General features: G+C 52.4%; 17 protein-coding genes. 14 read left to right on the top strand and 3 right to left on the bottom strand.

Translation table 11 applies throughout. The features are described from left to right. Positions 1-25: 25 nt before the first annotated feature. Positions 26-604: a DNA endonuclease SmrA gene (smrA, locus tag ACFFJP_RS11715; protein ID WP_208931734.1), complete on the bottom strand. Its 579-nt coding sequence runs from the start codon at positions 602-604 to the stop codon at positions 26-28. A gap of 178 nt (positions 605-782) precedes the next feature. On the opposite strand from smrA, the gene ACFFJP_RS11710 reads away from it, so the two are divergent. Next, positions 783-1,172 carry a hypothetical protein gene (locus ACFFJP_RS11710; protein ID WP_377243925.1) on the top strand — a complete coding sequence of 130 codons (390 nt, stop codon included), beginning with the start codon at positions 783-785 and terminating at the stop codon, positions 1,170-1,172. A gap of 65 nt (positions 1,173-1,237) precedes the next feature. Here the strand turns inward: ACFFJP_RS11710 and ACFFJP_RS11705 are convergent, their stop codons facing one another. After that, positions 1,238-2,575, bottom strand: a complete 1,338-nt coding sequence (locus ACFFJP_RS11705; RefSeq protein ID WP_377243922.1) for a M20/M25/M40 family metallo-hydrolase — start codon at positions 2,573-2,575, stop codon at positions 1,238-1,240. Between the two features lie 388 nt (positions 2,576-2,963). On the opposite strand from ACFFJP_RS11705, the gene ACFFJP_RS11700 reads away from it, so the two are divergent. Beyond that, a complete protein-coding gene (locus ACFFJP_RS11700; RefSeq protein WP_031567555.1) occupies positions 2,964-3,266 on the top strand; it encodes an ArsR/SmtB family transcription factor in 303 nt (100 codons plus the stop codon). A 220-nt stretch (positions 3,267-3,486) separates the two neighbouring features. On the opposite strand, the gene rpsT is transcribed toward ACFFJP_RS11700, so the two are convergent. Continuing rightward, positions 3,487-3,759, bottom strand: a complete 273-nt coding sequence (gene rpsT, locus ACFFJP_RS11695; protein ID WP_208931732.1) for a 30S ribosomal protein S20 — start codon at positions 3,757-3,759, stop codon at positions 3,487-3,489. A 185-nt stretch (positions 3,760-3,944) separates the two neighbouring features. Between rpsT and murJ the strand changes: the two genes are divergently transcribed. From murJ to ACFFJP_RS11635, 12 genes are all read left to right on the top strand, one after another. Next, on the top strand, positions 3,945-5,522 hold the full coding sequence (murJ, locus tag ACFFJP_RS11690; RefSeq protein ID WP_446686828.1) for a murein biosynthesis integral membrane protein MurJ: 1,578 nt from the start codon (positions 3,945-3,947) through the stop codon (positions 5,520-5,522). Positions 5,523-5,571: 49 nt separating this feature from the next. Next, positions 5,572-6,501: a bifunctional riboflavin kinase/FAD synthetase gene (gene ribF / locus ACFFJP_RS11685; RefSeq protein WP_377243918.1), complete on the top strand. Its 930-nt coding sequence runs from the start codon at positions 5,572-5,574 to the stop codon at positions 6,499-6,501. A gap of 50 nt (positions 6,502-6,551) precedes the next feature. Next, complete coding sequence (gene ileS / locus ACFFJP_RS11680) at positions 6,552-9,380, top strand: isoleucine--tRNA ligase (protein WP_377243915.1); 2,829 nt, start codon at positions 6,552-6,554, stop codon at positions 9,378-9,380. Further along, on the top strand, positions 9,380-9,883 hold the full coding sequence (lspA, locus tag ACFFJP_RS11675) for a signal peptidase II (protein WP_377243912.1): 504 nt from the start codon (positions 9,380-9,382) through the stop codon (positions 9,881-9,883). Before ileS ends, lspA begins: the two co-directional genes overlap by 1 nt. Further along, positions 9,883-10,311 (top strand): FKBP-type peptidyl-prolyl cis-trans isomerase, encoded by a 429-nt coding sequence (gene fkpB, locus ACFFJP_RS11670; RefSeq protein WP_377243909.1) that lies wholly within the window; start codon positions 9,883-9,885, stop codon positions 10,309-10,311. The genes lspA and fkpB overlap by 1 nt, the downstream gene beginning before the upstream one ends. A 2-nt stretch (positions 10,312-10,313) precedes the next feature. After that, on the top strand, positions 10,314-11,243 hold the full coding sequence (gene ispH / locus ACFFJP_RS11665) for a 4-hydroxy-3-methylbut-2-enyl diphosphate reductase (protein ID WP_377243906.1): 930 nt from the start codon (positions 10,314-10,316) through the stop codon (positions 11,241-11,243). A gap of 72 nt (positions 11,244-11,315) precedes the next feature. Next, entirely contained in the window at positions 11,316-12,353 is a 1,038-nt protein-coding gene (locus ACFFJP_RS11660) for a sensor histidine kinase (protein ID WP_377243903.1), read from the top strand. Beyond that, entirely contained in the window at positions 12,334-13,050 is a 717-nt protein-coding gene (locus tag ACFFJP_RS11655) for a LytR/AlgR family response regulator transcription factor (protein WP_377243900.1), read from the top strand. Before ACFFJP_RS11660 ends, ACFFJP_RS11655 begins: the two co-directional genes overlap by 20 nt. A gap of 134 nt (positions 13,051-13,184) precedes the next feature. Further along, positions 13,185-13,751: a GspH/FimT family pseudopilin gene (locus ACFFJP_RS11650; protein ID WP_377243897.1), complete on the top strand. Its 567-nt coding sequence runs from the start codon at positions 13,185-13,187 to the stop codon at positions 13,749-13,751. Beyond that, on the top strand, positions 13,748-14,206 hold the full coding sequence (pilV, locus tag ACFFJP_RS11645; RefSeq protein WP_377243894.1) for a type IV pilus modification protein PilV: 459 nt from the start codon (positions 13,748-13,750) through the stop codon (positions 14,204-14,206). The genes ACFFJP_RS11650 and pilV overlap by 4 nt, the downstream gene beginning before the upstream one ends. Beyond that, the gene (locus ACFFJP_RS11640; RefSeq protein WP_377243891.1) at positions 14,203-15,162 is read left to right on the top strand and encodes a PilW family protein; all 960 of its coding nucleotides are present in this window, start codon (positions 14,203-14,205) and stop codon (positions 15,160-15,162) included. The genes pilV and ACFFJP_RS11640 overlap by 4 nt, the downstream gene beginning before the upstream one ends. A 10-nt stretch (positions 15,163-15,172) precedes the next feature. Beyond that, positions 15,173-15,667, top strand: coding sequence for a pilus assembly PilX family protein (locus tag ACFFJP_RS11635; RefSeq protein ID WP_377243888.1), 495 nt, complete (start codon positions 15,173-15,175; stop codon positions 15,665-15,667). Position 15,668: the final 1 nt, after the last annotated feature.

Raw genomic sequence — 15,668 nt, 5'->3', positions numbered from 1 at the left:
GACCGGATTTATTACTGAAGTACGATCAACGTTTCTGATGCAACTCGCGATTTTCGCGTTTTTGCTCAGCATTTTTCTGTAACAGCACATAGGTCGCAGCGTAACCACCTTGTGCTTTTAATGCGGTATGACAGGCCAGCACTTCAGGGATCTGTTGCAGCCACTTAAAAGTGTAACTGCGTAAAATAGCCGGATGTGGTTTGCTGTCGCGTCCCATGCCATGATGAATCAACAAAGTGCGAATACCGCGCTGATGGCAATCACGGATGAACTGCGATAGCGCTGAGCGCGCTTCCACCAGCGATTTACCGAGCAGCATTAGCGTGGCGTCGGTTTGATATTTACCGAGCCGTAGATTCTTATAAACCCCTTCCTGCACCCCATCTTTTTTATATGCCAACACATCATCCGGTTTGACCAAATCGACATATTCCATACTCAGGTAATTTGGGTCATATTCTGCTTCGAGTTCTGCCGCCTTGCGTCTGGCCAATTGTGCTAACGTCGGGGCGCCAGCGCCATTTTCATCGGCCAACACATCAGCGTCCAGTCGCTTTACACCAGACATTTCTTGTAAAAACAGATCTAAATCTTCATTTGCCATCTTGGATACTTCAAATCACCAATGCGGGTTAGGGCTGATTATACGCAGGCCGGCCGGCCTAGACCATTCGGTTATGGTAATTCATTGTGATGCCGGCAGAGAGCCCCCCTCACTGGCAGCTGCCATGCTTTCAGCTAGACTGCAAAGATAGAGCTTTGAGCTTCAATGGAGGCCGCCGATGATACCGCAACGGATATACGAAAGTTTACCTTATGTGTATATGAGTCTGGGACTGGCCATTCTATGTTCAGTGAAAAATCCCTATGCGTTCTCTTCGGCCTTATTGTTTGTGTTAGCAGGGGCCGTTGTCTGGGTGGTGCGTTCTGAGCATCGCCGAACTCGTCACCGTTTATCATCACAAATCCATGGCATGTTGCCTTTTTGGTGTTATGAGTTGTTGCCTTTTAGTTATCTGACCTTGGGGTTGTCACTGCTGGCTTACAGTGAAAACACGCTGATGTATCCCTCCGCGGTCATTCTGACAGTGCTGGGTCTGCAAGTCTGGACTTTACGTGCGTTGCAGCGCCGGCCTGCGGCAAACGCCTCAGCAAAACGGGTTTCTGGTTAACCGCATAAAAAAACACCCGGAGATTGCCGGGTGTTTTCTGCATGACAGCTGTAATGGGCTGCCAATTATTTGCGAAAATCGATAGTGCTGTTGGCGACCTTGCTGGTCATTCGGATCCAGGCTTGCAGGTTTTGCTGCAGTGCCGCCGGGTCAATCTTATCTAAGGTGTCATTAGGCGTGTGGTGATAATCAAAGTAGTCTGAGCCATCCTGTTCCAAACTGACAACCGGGACGCCCAGCGCTTTCAACACAGACACGTCTGGACCACCAAAAGCGTCATTGTTGCCTGGCTGAATCTGCAATGGTGTCAGTTCCCGTTGAATTTCGGCGGCAAATGGTAAGGATTTCGGGCCAAATTTTGTCGAGAATTGCCAGATCCGGCCGGCACCAAAATCAGATTCAGAGGCCAGCACATGTTTATCCAGCTCTTTCGCATGCTTGGCTGCGTAGGCACGGGCACCAACTAAACCGCCTTCTTCATTGCCGTACAGCACGACGCGGATCGTCCGCTTTGGTTGGCCTTGTTGCTTGATCAGTGCTGCAGTTGCCATCACCAAACCAACTCCAGCGCCATCGTCCAACGCGCCTGTGCCCTGATCCCATGAGTCCAGATGCGCGCCAATCAGCACTATTTCATCTGGTCGTTCTGAGCCGGTAATTTCACCAATCACGTTATGGCTAACAGCATCTTCAGTTTGTTGGGTGTCAAGTTGTAGCTTGATTTTGGCTTCAGGCGCTTTGGTTAGTACCCGGGCCAGTTGTTGAGCGTCAGGCACCGAAATGGCCACGGCCGGGATTTTTGGTACTGCCGGGTCATAGGTCATTTTGCCGGTATGGGCAAAACGGTTACTGCTAGTGCCAACCGAGCGGATAATCAATGCTTTGGCGCCTAACCTTGCTGCTTCGACAGCACCTTTGGCGCGAGCTCCGACGACTTTGCCATATTGTGAGCCAGATTTATCTTTCGTCATGGCTTTATTGATAAACACGATTTTATCTTTGACCTGTTCAGGTTTAGCAGCAATCAGCGCTTCCAGACTGTCAAACATCACAATGCTGGCATCGATGCCATTGGCGGGGGTTCCCACTGAACCGCCTAGCGCGGTCAGTACCAAGGACTGTGGATATGGCGACAGTATTTCCAGTCGCGCCTGACCACGTTGCCAATAAGGTGTGACAAATTCTTCGGTCCAGACCTTATCAAACCCAAGTGCCTGCAGGTTTTTTGTCGCCCAGGCCACAGATGCGCGATCGCCCGGACTACCGGCAAGTCTTGGTCCCACTTCAGTGGTGAGGCTTTCGGTCAGCTGATAAGCCAACTGTTCGTTTAATGGTTTTGGATTGGCCTGACTGAGCAATGGACTCAGCAGCAGGCTCAATAACAGCGGTTTTAATGAATTCATCATATTCCTGGATTTTTATAGTTGATAGCAGCACCAATCTAACACAGTGCGCTTTTGGCACAGAAGTGCGGGGCAACTCATTTGGTATGGGATTAGTCGCAGCCTCTGCCAAGCGAAAACATACAAAAGTTAACAATTTGTTGGTGTGCAACTGCTTAATTAGCACGGTATAATTTTCGCTTTGGTGCTGGAATGCCGCGCCATGATTGGTTTACAAGCCTTTGCCTGATAATTTTTACTGCGCTGGCGAAGGTGAACAAGAAAGAAATAAAATACTTTGAAAGTTAAATAATTAGAAAAAATAAGCAACTATTTCACAAGAATCTATTGTAAGCCGTGACCCGGCTGTTAGATAATGAGACGTCTAGACATGCACGGTGCAAACAACATGAACTTACAAGATATGGTGAACAATTCAGCTAAAGCGGTAAGACTGCTGAAAGCTGTATCGAATGAACGTCGTCTGTTAATCCTGTGCCATCTCCTCAGTGGTGAATTATCAGTTGGCGAGATGAACGAGAAGCTGGGTTTAAGCCAGTCTGCTTTATCTCAACATCTGGCATTGTTGCGCCGCAACAAGCTGGTGAAAACCCGCAAAGAAGCGCAAACAGTGTTTTACAGTATGAACAGTAAAGAAGCGGAAGCAGTGATTGGCTTAATGCATTCTTTGTATTGCGCCAAAACCGCCTGATTATTGCGGGACTGAGGCAGACATGGAGTTACCTCAGGTCCGCTGTCAGTCAGGGGAAATAAAAAAAACCAGCCGCAAGGCTGGTTTTTTGTTTCTGACAAAGGCCGGAAAGAGTGGTAGAAACCAAAAATCCCGAAATTCTTCGTTAGCGCCGGCCCTGCAGACAGGACGCAGCAGATACAAAAAAACGCCTTTCGGCGTTTCTTTGTGAGCTGGTCAATTAAGCAGCAGTTACCAATGCCTTAACGTGGGCATTTAAACGTGACTTATGACGAGCTGCTTTGTTTTTATGGATCAGACCTTTGTCTGCCATACGGTCCAGAATTGGAACCATTTTCTTGAACGCTTCTTGTGCGGCTACTGCATCAGTAGTTAACACTGCTGCGTAGGTTTTCTTAATGAAAGTACGCATCATTGAGCGCTGACTTGCGTTTTGCTGACGACGCTTTTCTGATTGAATAGCGCGTTTCTTAGCAGACTTAATGTTAGCCAAGGTAACACTCCTAAAAACTAAACCGGGACTCTTTAAAGGCCGCATAATATGCCTATTTTATCGCCCTGTGTCAAATCATTTTACGGCTGTTTTCAGGGAATTTGACCGGAATAAAATCACAGGAAGCTGGCATTCAGCAGAGGCTTTAGTGACAATAGCGTCACAGCTAAAACATGGAGTTTACCTTGTCTGCGAAGTTATTGAAATCCGGCATGATTGTCAGTGTGATGACCCTTATTTCCCGTGTCCTTGGGTTGGTCCGTGATGTCGTGACCGCCAATGTGCTCGGCGCCGGGGCCGCAGCCGACGTCTTTTTGATGGTTAATCGCATTCCGAATTTTTTGCGACGCTTGTTTGCTGAAGGCGCATTTTCACAGGCGTTTGTGCCGGTGCTATCAGAAGTCAAAGCTAAGCATGGCGATGATGCCGTTCGCGAACTGATGGCAAAGGCGGCAGGCACGCTGGGCATGATAGTCACTGTGGTGACTTTACTGGCAATGCTTGGATCGCCGGTGTTGATGGCGCTGTTTGGCATGGGCTGGTTTGAAGATTATCTGCGTGGTGGACCGGATGCCGCCAAGTACGAGCAAGCCAGTGTGTTACTGAAAATAACCTTTCCATATCTATGGTTCATCACTTTTGTCGCCTTGTCCGGCGCGGTGCTGAACGTCTACAACAAGTTTGCCGTGGCTGCATTCAGCCCGGTTTTTCTAAATATCGCCATGATCGGCGCTGCGCTGTGGCTGACACCCTACACAGAAGATCCTGCGGCTGCATTGGCCTGGGGGGTGTTCCTCGGTGGTTTGTTTCAGTTTTTATTCCAGCTGCCATTTTTGGCCAAAGCCGGTTTGTTGGTGTGGCCGCGCTGGGCCTGGCACGATGAATATATCATCCGCATCCGCAAGCTGATGCTGCCGGCGTTGTTTGGCGTATCTGTCAGTCAAATCAATCTGTTACTCGATGCCATTATCGCGTCGTTCCTGCAAACCGGCTCGGTCAGCTGGCTGTACTACTCGGATCGTCTGCTGGAGTTCCCGCTTGGTATGTTTGGGATTGCGATTGCGACGGTGATCCTGCCAAGCCTGTCGCGCCTGCATGCGCTGGATAATCAGAAAGATTTTCGTGCCACGCTCGACTGGTCCATTAGCTTGATTTGTTTGTTAGGTGTCCCGTCGATGTTTGGCCTGATTGCGCTGGCAGAACCGATCCTGCTGACGGTATTTGCGCACGGTAAATTCACCGCTTTTGACGCCACCCAGGCCAGCTGGAGCCTGATTGCTTATTGCATTGGTCTGGTGCCGTTGATGCTGATTAAAGTGTTAGCGCCGGCGTTTTACGCGCGGCAGGACATTAAAACGCCGGTACGGATTGGCATTATCGCCATGGTCGCCAACATGGTATTTAACCTGATGTTAGCGCCTTTTATCAGTTATGTTGGTCTCGCGCTCGCGACAACGATGTCAGGGGCGCTGAATGCATGGCTGTTATATCAGGGCCTTAAGAAAGCCGATATCTACCAGTTATCCCGCCATACGTTACTTACGATTGGTCGTGCTTTGTTGGCTGCCAGTGCAATGGCGGGGCTCATTTGGTACTTGTTACCAGACATGGCAATGCTGCGCGACAGTAGTTTTGCCGTGCGGGCACAGACGGTCGGATTCGTGATCCTGGCTGCGGTTCCATTGTATTTTGTCGCTCTTGCAGTGCTCGGTGTCCGATTGCGCGACCTGAAACGGCAATCTGTTGCTGAAAGTCACGACTGATGTCGTTATAATCGGCCGTTTAGACAGCAAGACAGAGAAGCGCAAACGGATGGAGTTGATTCGTGGCCTGCAGAATATTCTGCCGCAGCACCGGGGTTGTGTGCTGACCATTGGCAACTTCGATGGCGTCCATCTGGGGCATCAGGCGGTGTTGGCGCAGGTCAGACAAATCGCCCGGCAACTGCAGTTGCCGGCAGTGGTGATGGTGTTTGAACCCCAGCCGCTGGAGCTGTTTAAGCCTGAAGTGGCGCCGGCGCGCTTAACCCGGTTTCGGGAAAAGTATCACTGGCTGGCACAGCAAGGGTTGGATCGGCTGCTCTGCGTCAAATTTGATCAGGCTTTTGCCGGCCAGGAACCCGATTTTTTCATCCGGCAGTTATTGCTGGAAAAGCTCGATGTACGGCATTTGATCGTCGGTGACGATTTCTGTTTTGGCAAAAACCGCGCCGGTAACTTTGCGTTGTTACAACAAGCCGCGGCGGAGCATGGTTTTGGCTTAACGCCGACCGCCAGCCTGAAACTGGCACAGCACCGGGTCAGTAGCACGCTGATCCGCGAAGCGCTGGCTGCGGATGAACTCGACAGCGCTGCCGAAATGTTGGGGCGACCGTTCTCGCTGATGGGGCGGGTCCGACATGGTCAGAAGCTGGGACGACAGCTGGGTTTCCCCACCGCAAACGTCTGGTTGTATCGGAAAAAATTGCCGTTACAAGGCGTGTATGCGATCGAAGCGCATTGTGCGCTGGGGCATTTTCGCGGTGTCGCCAATATTGGCTTACGCCCGACAGTCCAGGGCCGTGTAGAACAATTAGAAGCTCACTTCTTTGATTTTAAAGGCGATTTATATGGCCAACAAATTGAAGTGGTGCTGAGGAAAAAAATCCGCGCTGAACAGAAGTTCAGTTCGATTGATGAATTACAGCAGCAAATTCAGCACGATGCCGACGCGGCTCGGGCTTTTTTTGCCACGCAGATTTAACGTCCGCGCCGCCTGCTGCGGTTTGCGACAGCCAACACGGGATTTATCGGATGAGTGATTACAAACATACCCTGAACCTGCCGGATACGGCCTTTGCGATGCGCGCCAATCTGGCGCAGCGTGAACCGCAAATGTTAGCGAACTGGACGGCGGCCGATTTATACGGCCAAATCCGTACCGCGAAAAAGGGCAAAAAGACATTTATCCTGCACGACGGCCCGCCGTACGCCAACGGCAACATCCACATCGGCCATGCCGTTAATAAAATCCTGAAAGACTTCATTGTGAAATCCCGCACTTTGGCCGATTTTGACGCGCCTTATGTACCGGGCTGGGATTGCCATGGTCTGCCGATTGAGCTGGTTGTTGAGAAAAAATACGGCAAGCCGGGCGTGAAGTTATCCGCTGCTGAATTTCGCGAAAAATGCCGTGAATACGCACTGACGCAAATCGAAGCACAAAAAACCGACTTCATCCGCTTGGGCGTGCTCGGTGACTGGAACAATCCGTACCGCACGATGGATTTTGCGTTTGAAGCCAATATCATTCGTTCTTTATCACGCATCATTGAAAATGGCCATTTACATCAAGGCTTTAAGCCAGTGCACTGGTGTACCGACTGTGGTTCGGCTTTAGCTGAAGCCGAAGTGGAATATCAGGATAAAGTCTCTCCAGCCATTGACGTACGTTTTCGCGTCGTTGACGAAGCGGTGGCAGATAAATTCGATCATCCGGCCGGTCATGCCGGTACAGGCCCAATCTCGATTGTGATCTGGACCACCACACCATGGACCATTCCGGCTAACCGCGCAGTGGCACTGAATGCGGCATTAAGCTACAGCCTGGTGCAGGTCGAAGCAGGGCCGAATGGCGCAGAGCGCCTGGTGCTGGCTACAGATTTGGTCAAAGACGTGATGGCCCGCGCTGGCATTGAGAAATACCACGCGCTGGGTTTTGCCAAAGGTGAAGCACTGGAACTGGTGCAGCTGCAGCATCCGCTATACGACTTCACTGTGCCGGTAGTATTGGGTGAGCATGTCACGACCGATTCTGGTACCGGTGCTGTGCACACGGCGCCAGGTCACGGTCAGGAAGACTTTGTGGTAGGTCAGAAATACGGTCTGGAAGTTGCGAACCCGGTCGGTGGCAACGGCGTTTATCTGCCGGACACGCCGCTGTTTGCCGGTCAGCATGTGTTTAAAGCCAATGATTCTGTCGTTGAAGCATTACAAGCAGCCGGCGCTTTGCTGGTACACAAAGCTTACAAACACAGCTACCCGCATTGCTGGCGTCACAAAACGCCGATCATTTTCCGTGCAACGCCGCAGTGGTTTGTCAGCATGGATCAGGCCGGTCTGCGCGCCACGTCTTTAAAAGAAATCGACAATACCCGCTGGATCCCGGACTGGGGTCAGCAACGCATTGAAAACATGGTGGCGGGCCGTCCGGATTGGTGTATCTCGCGTCAACGCACTTGGGGTGTGCCTATTGCGCTGTTCGTGCATAAAGACACCGGTGCCTTGCATCCAAATACTAAAACGCTGATGGAACAGGTTGCTGTCAAAGTCGAGCAGGCTGGTATTCAGGCCTGGTTTGATTTAGAAGCGGCAGAATTGCTGGGCGCTGAAGCGGCTGATTATGTCAAAGTGACCGACACGCTGGACGTGTGGTTTGATTCCGGTGTGACGCATGCATGCGTGATTGATCCACGCCCGGAATTCGGCGGCGCGACGCAGGCCGACATGTACCTGGAAGGCTCAGATCAGCACCGTGGCTGGTTTATGTCGTCGCTGATGACCGGCGTCGCCATCAAAGGCCACGCGCCGTACAAGCAAGTACTGACGCATGGTTTCACCGTTGACGGTGAAGGCCGCAAGATGTCGAAATCACTTGGCAACGTGGTCTCACCGCAGGATGTGATGAACAAACTGGGTGCTGATATCCTGCGTCTATGGGTTGCGACCACCGACTACACCTCAGAAATGACCGTGTCGGATGAGATCTTAAACCGTGCTGCCGACAAATACCGCCGCATTCGCAACACCGCCCGTTTTATCCTGGCGAACCTGAATGGTTTTAATCCGCAAACCGATTTAGTGCCTATGGATGAATTGGTCGAGCTGGATCTGTGGATGGTGCAGCGCGCGGCTGAATTGCAAAAAGAAATTGAAGCCGATTACCTTGATTACCAATTCCACCTGGTCAGTCAGAAGATGATGAATTTCTGTACGGTGGAACTGGGCAGCTTCTATTTAGACGTGATCAAAGACCGTCAGTACACCGCCAAGACCGATGGTTTAGCGCGCCGTTCTTGTCAGACCGCGCTGTATCACATCATTGAAGCTATGGTGCGCTGGATGGCACCGATCATGAGTTTCACCGCGCAGGAAATCTGGGAAGCTTTACCAGCGCGCACGGAGCCATTTGTCTTTACCGGCGTTTGGTACGATGGTTTTGCTGCAGTACCAAGCGGTAAAGTGTCGGACGCGTTCTGGCGCCAGTTGCTGGCGGTGCGGGACGAAGTGAATAAGGTTATCGAAGTCACGCGCAAAGACGGCAAAATCGGTGCGTCATTGCAGGCTGAAGTCACGCTGTATGCAGAAGGCGAGCTTGGCGCACAATTGCTGCAGCTCGGCGATGAACTGCGCTTTGTGTTGATGACGTCGACCGCGGCGGTCAAAGTTGAAACAGCTCCTGCTGATGCAGTAGCGACGGCGTTGACCGGGCTGTCTGTGCAGGTGCAAACCTCAACGGCTGCTAAGTGTGATCGTTGCTGGCACCATCGCCATGACGTGGGCGCAAATCCTGCGCATCCGCTGATTTGTCTGCGCTGTGTCGACAACGTCGAAGGCGCCGGTGAACACAGGACTTTTGCCTGATGCGTTTGTTCAATGAAACAGGCTGGCGCTTCTGGTGGATAGCGCTGCTGGTGCTGGTCGCTGACCAGCTCAGCAAAATCTGGGTTTTGCAGAATTTCACGCTGGGCGAGTCCATCCAGTTATTGCCGGTGTTCAATTTTACTTATGCCCGCAATTACGGTGCAGCCTTCTCGTTCCTGGGTGATGCCGGCGGTTGGCAGCGTTGGTTGTTTACAGCGATCGCGATTGTCGTGACTTGCGTACTCAGTGTCTGGCTGAGCCGGTTGCAGCGCTCGCAGCTGAAACTCAGCCTGGCGCTGGTGCTGATTGTCGCCGGTGCCATCGGGAATTTAATTGACCGTAGCCTGTACGGCTATGTGGTTGATTTTCTTCATGTGTATTACCAGCAATGGCACTATCCGATATTTAACATCGCCGATTGTGCCATTACGATTGGTGCGGGTTTACTGATTTGGGACAGTTTTTCGTCCGAAGATGAACCGGCGCAAACGAGGACAAATTGATGATTGGTGCAGGCAGTACGGTCATTTTTCATTTTGATATCAAGCTTTCAGACGGCAGTGCCGCGGAAAGTACCCGCGTCCATAACAAACCGGCCAAATTGCAGATGGGGGATGGGTCTTTATCACCTGCCTTTGAAGCAGAGCTGAGTGGGATGCAAGCCGGTGATAAAAAGACCTTCACACTGGAACCGCAGGATGCTTATGGCATGCCCAATCCAGACAATATTTATTATGTCGATCGCAGCAAGTTTTCGCTGGACGCTCCTGCGCAGGTTGGCATGATTATTGGCTTTGCGATGCCGGACGGCTCCGAACTGCCCGGACTGGTGCGTGAAGTGGTCGGCGATTCGGTCACTATTGATTTTAATCATCCGCTCGCTGGGCAGACTCTGACTTTTAACGTCGAAATTGTGCAGGTAATCAACTGATTATGGATATTTTTCTCGCCAACCCACGTGGTTTTTGTGCCGGTGTCGACCGTGCGATCAGCATCGTATCCCGTGCGCTGGAACTGTACGAACCGCCGATTTATGTACGCCACGAAGTGGTGCATAACAAGTTTGTCGTCGATGGTCTGCGTCGCAGTGGCGCGGTATTTGTCGATGAGTTAGATGAAGTGCCGGATGGCAATATCGTGATTTTCTCTGCGCATGGCGTGTCACAGGCGGTGCGGGAAAATGCGAAGCAGCGCGGTCTCAAAGTATTCGATGCTACGTGCCCGCTGGTGACTAAAGTGCATATGGAAGTCACCCGCGCCAGCCGCAAAGGCGTTGAGTGTATTCTGATTGGCCATGCCGGTCATCCGGAAGTCGAAGGCACAATGGGCCAATACGACAATCCGGAAGGCGGCATTTATCTGGTCGAGTCGGTAGAAGATGTGGCCAAGCTGCAGGTGAAAAACCCGGCAGAGCTGTGCTTCTCCAGCCAGACGACGTTATCGGTCGATGATACTGCGGATGTGATTGATGCGCTGCGGCAGAAGTTCCCGGACATCGAAGGCCCACGCAAAGACGATATTTGCTACGCGACACAAAACCGCCAGGATGCCGTGCGCGAACTGGCTGCCAAAGTGCAGTTGTTATTGGTGGTTGGTGCGAAAAACTCCAGTAACTCTAATCGTCTGCGTGAACTGGCTGAAAAAATGGGTTGTTGTGCCTACCTGATTGATACGGCGGAAGATATTCAGCAGTCCTGGCTACAGGACGTGAAAGCTGTTGGTGTCACAGCCGGAGCTTCAGCGCCTGAAGTGCTGGTGCAGCAAGTGGTGCAGCAACTGACTGCCTGGGGTGGCAAACAAGTGATTGAGCACCCTGGGCGTGAAGAGAACGTCGTATTTGCCGTACCGGCGGAGCTGCGCTGAGTGAAGGGCCTGCAGCGCGGTGCTGATTTGCAACGCGGTGCGCAATCGCAGCGGGGCGCAAAGGCGCCTCGCATGCCGGTCGAACAACTGCTGCCGGAGTTTTGCCGAAGTGGTACTGTGCTTCGCATCATCATCCTGGCCCAGGCGCTGGCAATTCTGCTTGCGCTGGTTCCCGGCGTGACCACAGAGTTCTGGTCACGTCTGGGTCTGATTTCCTTATTTGTGCATTGGGTGACCTTACCGTTACTGGCTTTGCTGTGTTTGTTTCAACGCTATTGGCGCCAGTTCAGTCCGCCGGCACTGGCTTGGTTTTTCCTGCTGTTGTTATTATTGATCAGTCTGGTGGTTGGCACTTTTGCCCATCAGTTTTTACAAAGCGCCGGTTGGCCGGGCGCCGGTGATTATCACAGTTTTTTGCTGCAAGTGCTGCTGATGAGCCTACTGGTCGGCGTCATTGGGATCCAGCTGGGTATTTTGTATGTGCAGCAGCGGCTGCGGTTGGATGCTCAGGCGCGTGCTGAACTCGATGCGCTGCAGGCCAGGATCCGGCCGCATTTTTTGTTTAATAGCCTCAATACCGCCGCCGAGCTGACGCATAGCCAACCTGATCAAGCCGAACAGGCATTACTGGACCTGGCCAGTTTGTTCCGGGCCGCATTACATTCCGACACCGCAGTGACCCTCGAAGAAGACTTGTTATTGGCGCGGCGTTATCTGGCATTGGAACAGCTACGTCTGCAACATCGCTTGCAGTTGGAATGGCGAGTGCCTGCGCAGTTGCCTCTACTGACAATTCCTTGTCTGACATTACAGCCGCTGCTGGAAAATGCCGTTCGCCACGGCATCGAAACCCGCTCTGAACCTGGCTTAATCCGGCTGGAACTGACCGTCGGTTCCGGCGCTGTAAGTCTGTTGATTGAAAATCCGCGTGGCGATGTACGCCCGCATTCCGGCGGTAATGGCATTGCGCTGAGCAATATCCGCCGCCGGCTGGAATTAATGTATGGTGATCGCGCCCGGCTCGTCGCGGTGATGAGTCCGGACAGCTATGGATTAAAGTTAACTTTACCGCTACCCAAGGACAGTGCCGATGCGCGTGCTGATCGTTGATGATGAACCTTTGGCCCGCAGTCGGCTTAGTCGCTTGCTGGCCCAGATCCCCGGTTATCAGTTAGTCGCTGAGGCCGAAAATGGCGCGCAGGCACTGCAGTTGTGTACCGATTTGACCCCAGACTTGGTCTTTCTCGACATCGAAATGCCAGGGGCGGACGGTCTGAGCGTCGCCGCTGATCTTGCACGTATTCAGCCACCGCCGGCGGTGATTTTTGTCACCGCACATCCACAACATGCGCTGGCGGCCTATCAGGTCGCACCGGCGGATTATCTGCTAAAACCGATTGGACTGGCACAATTGCAACTATGTCTGGAGCGCCTCGGTGTCAGCACGCGGGTGCATCTGGAAAAACAAAAACTGCAGGCGCCACGCCTGAGTTTTCGCGTCGGTCTGGAACAACGCAGTATTCTGCTCAGTGAGCTGTTTTATCTGCAGGCCGATGATAAGTACGTGCGGTTGGTTTATCAGGGCGGGGAAGCGCTGACGGAGACTAGTCTGAAACAGCTGCAGGAAAAGTACCCGCAGCAACTGGTGCGTATCCACCGCAATACGTTGGTGCTGGCTGAACGTATCTGTGGCATTAGCCGCTCGGCCGATGGGCAGCATCTTTTACTGTTGCGGGATTGTCCTGTCCAGCCCGAGATCAGCCGCCGTGAACTGGCACAGGTCAGGTTATTGCTGCAGCCCGATTAATACAGCATCGCTCAACAATCGCCCGACCTTGACCAACGGTCAGAATTTCCCGATATACGGTTCGAATTCTTGCTTTCACTGCGGCATGATACTGACACTGCCCATCTGTTTTTTCTTTGCACAGGATTGAATGTATGAAGTCTGCGCATCAGGTTCATGGCGTCACTTTGATCGAATTGCTGGTGGCGATTGTGGTCCTCAGTATTGGCATCATCGTTGCCGGACCTGGTTTTTCTACCATCGGTGGCAGTAGCAAATTGGAATCGCAAAGCCGAGAGATCCAGAATGCGTTGGTATTTGCCCGTACTGAAGCCATTCGGTTGAATCAAAATGTGGTGTTTTGCCACAGTAGCGACAGTCAGGTCTGCTCGGCGCCGCCGACATCCGGCTGGAGCGGCTGGCTGATCCGCGCTGCCGGCGCCGCGATTGGTGCTGAAACCGGACCGGTACTGCGGGCTCAGCCATTTACCAGCACTACGGTAACCATCAGTTCTGGCGAAGTGCTGACCACCGCTCAACACGTCATCCGCTTTAATTCCCAAGGGCTTATCCGCGAGTTTGGTAACAATACACCGCTGAGCGACATGATCAGAATCTGTATTGCTGATAGAAGCCTGGATCCGAATATGTATGAAGTGCGGTTTAGTTCTGGTGGTCGCCTGCAACAAGTTACACAAAACACTGACGGGGATTGTTCATGAATCCTGTACCAACTTTCAGATCCCAGCAGGGGATTTCGTTGCTGGAAACCATGATTGCTGTGTTAGTGCTGGCGATTGGTTTGTTAGGCGTCGCTGGTTTGCAGACGATGAATTTGAAAAACAGTCAAAGCGCGCATCAACGCACCATGGCAGTGATGCTGGCCGGTAGCATGGCAGAGCGGATCCGTGCCAATGCAGTGTTGGCCCGAACTGGCGTGTTTGCCCAGGCGAAAACCTGTAACACCATTAATCTCGGCGGCTCCATACAGAATGTGGAACGTACGCAATGGATTAACGAACTGAAGCTGGCGTTAGGCGCGGCCACCAGCAGCTGTGGTGAAGTGTCGTATGACGGCGCAAACCGCATTTATACCATTGTGGTCAGTTGGGATGATTCGCGGGCGCTCGGCGGTCTCTCCGAAATGACAATACGCCAGCAGGTAAGGATTTTATGATGAATAGACAAACTTACCGTGCCCACATGGGTTTTACTCTGACCGAGTTGATGATTGCACTGTTACTGGGCAGTTTTCTGGTCGCCGGTGTGATCGGTGTTTATGTATCGAATATTCAGACTGCGCAGGTGCAACAAAAGCTGATGCAGTCGCAACAATCCAGTCAGGTTAGTTTCCAGCTGCTAAGCCGTGATGCCATGCATGCCGGTTTTACCGGTTGCGCCAATATGATCCCGCAACGGGTCGTGAATGTCTTGAATCCGCCGCTGGCCTGGTGGGCGATTTGGACCGCCGGTATTCAGGGATACGAACAAGGCGCCGTGCCACAGTTTGCCGGCGCCGATATTCCGCCAGTTGCCGGTACCGACGGTGTGCAGCTGATGTATGGCCGTGGTACCAGCGCATCAATTGTTTCGCATGACCTAACCGCAGTGCCACCAATGGTGATCAATCAGAATGTGGCGGGCATCGTTGCTGATGACATTGTTCTGGCCTGTGATTCCAAAATGGCGGTAATTTTCCAGGTGACGGGAATCGTGGGGAACAACATTAGCCATGCAGTTGGGGCCGGGGCGCCGGGCAATGCGTCTCTGAACTTTGGCTTTGGCGCCAATGGTGTCAACTTCCAACAGAGTTTGTCCGCCGATGCCGGTACTGTGATGCCACTGGAGACTGTTGGCTGGTTTGTTGGCACCAACGCAGATGGGAATTCACTATATCGTGTGGCGCTGGTCGCAGGGCAGATGCGTACTGAGGAGATTTTGCCTGGTGTGGAAAACTTGCAGGTGCAGTATTTATCACGCGATAGCGCAAATTATACCAATGCCAATGCGGTGCCTGACTGGGAACAAGTCGTGGCGCTGCGCGCGACGCTGACGCTGGCGAACGATGCAAAAATGCCGGTGGCGGCAGGTTTGCGCACCTTCACTCAGGTGATTAACCTGCGGAATCATTGAGGCCGGAACTATGCTGCAACAACAACAACGCGGTATCGCTTTAGTGCTGAGTCTGCTGATGCTGGTCGCTATTACCTTATTGGCAGTCAGTGCCATGCGCGGTACCACCTTGCAGGAAAAAATGGCTTCTAATCTGAACGATCGGGAAATCGCCAAACAAGTGGCTGAAGCAACCTTGCGGCAGGTAAGTACCTTATTGCCACCAGCGGCAGGTAGTGCCTGGTTTAATGCACCAATTCCGGCACCGGTGCAGGGCACGGCCGATCGTTGGAATAATGCGGCCATCTGGGGCAATGCAGGTACTGTGGCAGTGGCGGTCAATGGTGTCAGTTACAATGGTCAGTTTTTGGTCGAAAACATGGGCTTTTGGACCAGCCGGCAAGATCCAACCTGCAAACCCAAAGAAAATCCTCTATGTGAACGACAGACCTACCGTATTACCGTGCGTAACCAGCCGCAGGCTGGACGGGCGGCGGTGGTGGTGCAAGTGGTGTGGCGTATTTAAG

It is taken from the genome of Rheinheimera tilapiae (assembly GCF_042432165.1).
GTDB lineage: Bacteria > Pseudomonadota > Gammaproteobacteria > Enterobacterales > Alteromonadaceae > Pararheinheimera > Pararheinheimera tilapiae.
Note: the sequence above shows the minus strand (reverse complement) of the source record. Positions and strands in the feature narration are given on the sequence as shown.

Coding starts and splice junctions, on each gene's coding strand:
- smrA (WP_208931734.1), bottom strand. CDS start 604: ATGGCAAATGAAGATTTAGATCTGTTTTTACAAGAAATGTCTGGTGTA.
- ACFFJP_RS11710 (WP_377243925.1), top strand. CDS start 783: ATGATACCGCAACGGATATACGAAAGTTTACCTTATGTGTATATGAGT.
- ACFFJP_RS11705 (WP_377243922.1), bottom strand. CDS start 2,575: ATGAATTCATTAAAACCGCTGTTATTGAGCCTGCTGCTGAGTCCATTG.
- ACFFJP_RS11700 (WP_031567555.1), top strand. CDS start 2,964: ATGAACTTACAAGATATGGTGAACAATTCAGCTAAAGCGGTAAGACTG.
- ribF (WP_377243918.1), top strand. CDS start 5,572: ATGGAGTTGATTCGTGGCCTGCAGAATATTCTGCCGCAGCACCGGGGT.
- ileS (WP_377243915.1), top strand. CDS start 6,552: ATGAGTGATTACAAACATACCCTGAACCTGCCGGATACGGCCTTTGCG.
- lspA (WP_377243912.1), top strand. CDS start 9,380: ATGCGTTTGTTCAATGAAACAGGCTGGCGCTTCTGGTGGATAGCGCTG.
- fkpB (WP_377243909.1), top strand. CDS start 9,883: ATGATTGGTGCAGGCAGTACGGTCATTTTTCATTTTGATATCAAGCTT.
- ispH (WP_377243906.1), top strand. CDS start 10,314: ATGGATATTTTTCTCGCCAACCCACGTGGTTTTTGTGCCGGTGTCGAC.
- ACFFJP_RS11660 (WP_377243903.1), top strand. CDS start 11,316: ATGCCGGTCGAACAACTGCTGCCGGAGTTTTGCCGAAGTGGTACTGTG.
- ACFFJP_RS11655 (WP_377243900.1), top strand. CDS start 12,334: ATGCGCGTGCTGATCGTTGATGATGAACCTTTGGCCCGCAGTCGGCTT.
- ACFFJP_RS11650 (WP_377243897.1), top strand. CDS start 13,185: ATGAAGTCTGCGCATCAGGTTCATGGCGTCACTTTGATCGAATTGCTG.
- pilV (WP_377243894.1), top strand. CDS start 13,748: ATGAATCCTGTACCAACTTTCAGATCCCAGCAGGGGATTTCGTTGCTG.
- ACFFJP_RS11640 (WP_377243891.1), top strand. CDS start 14,203: ATGATGAATAGACAAACTTACCGTGCCCACATGGGTTTTACTCTGACC.
- ACFFJP_RS11635 (WP_377243888.1), top strand. CDS start 15,173: ATGCTGCAACAACAACAACGCGGTATCGCTTTAGTGCTGAGTCTGCTG.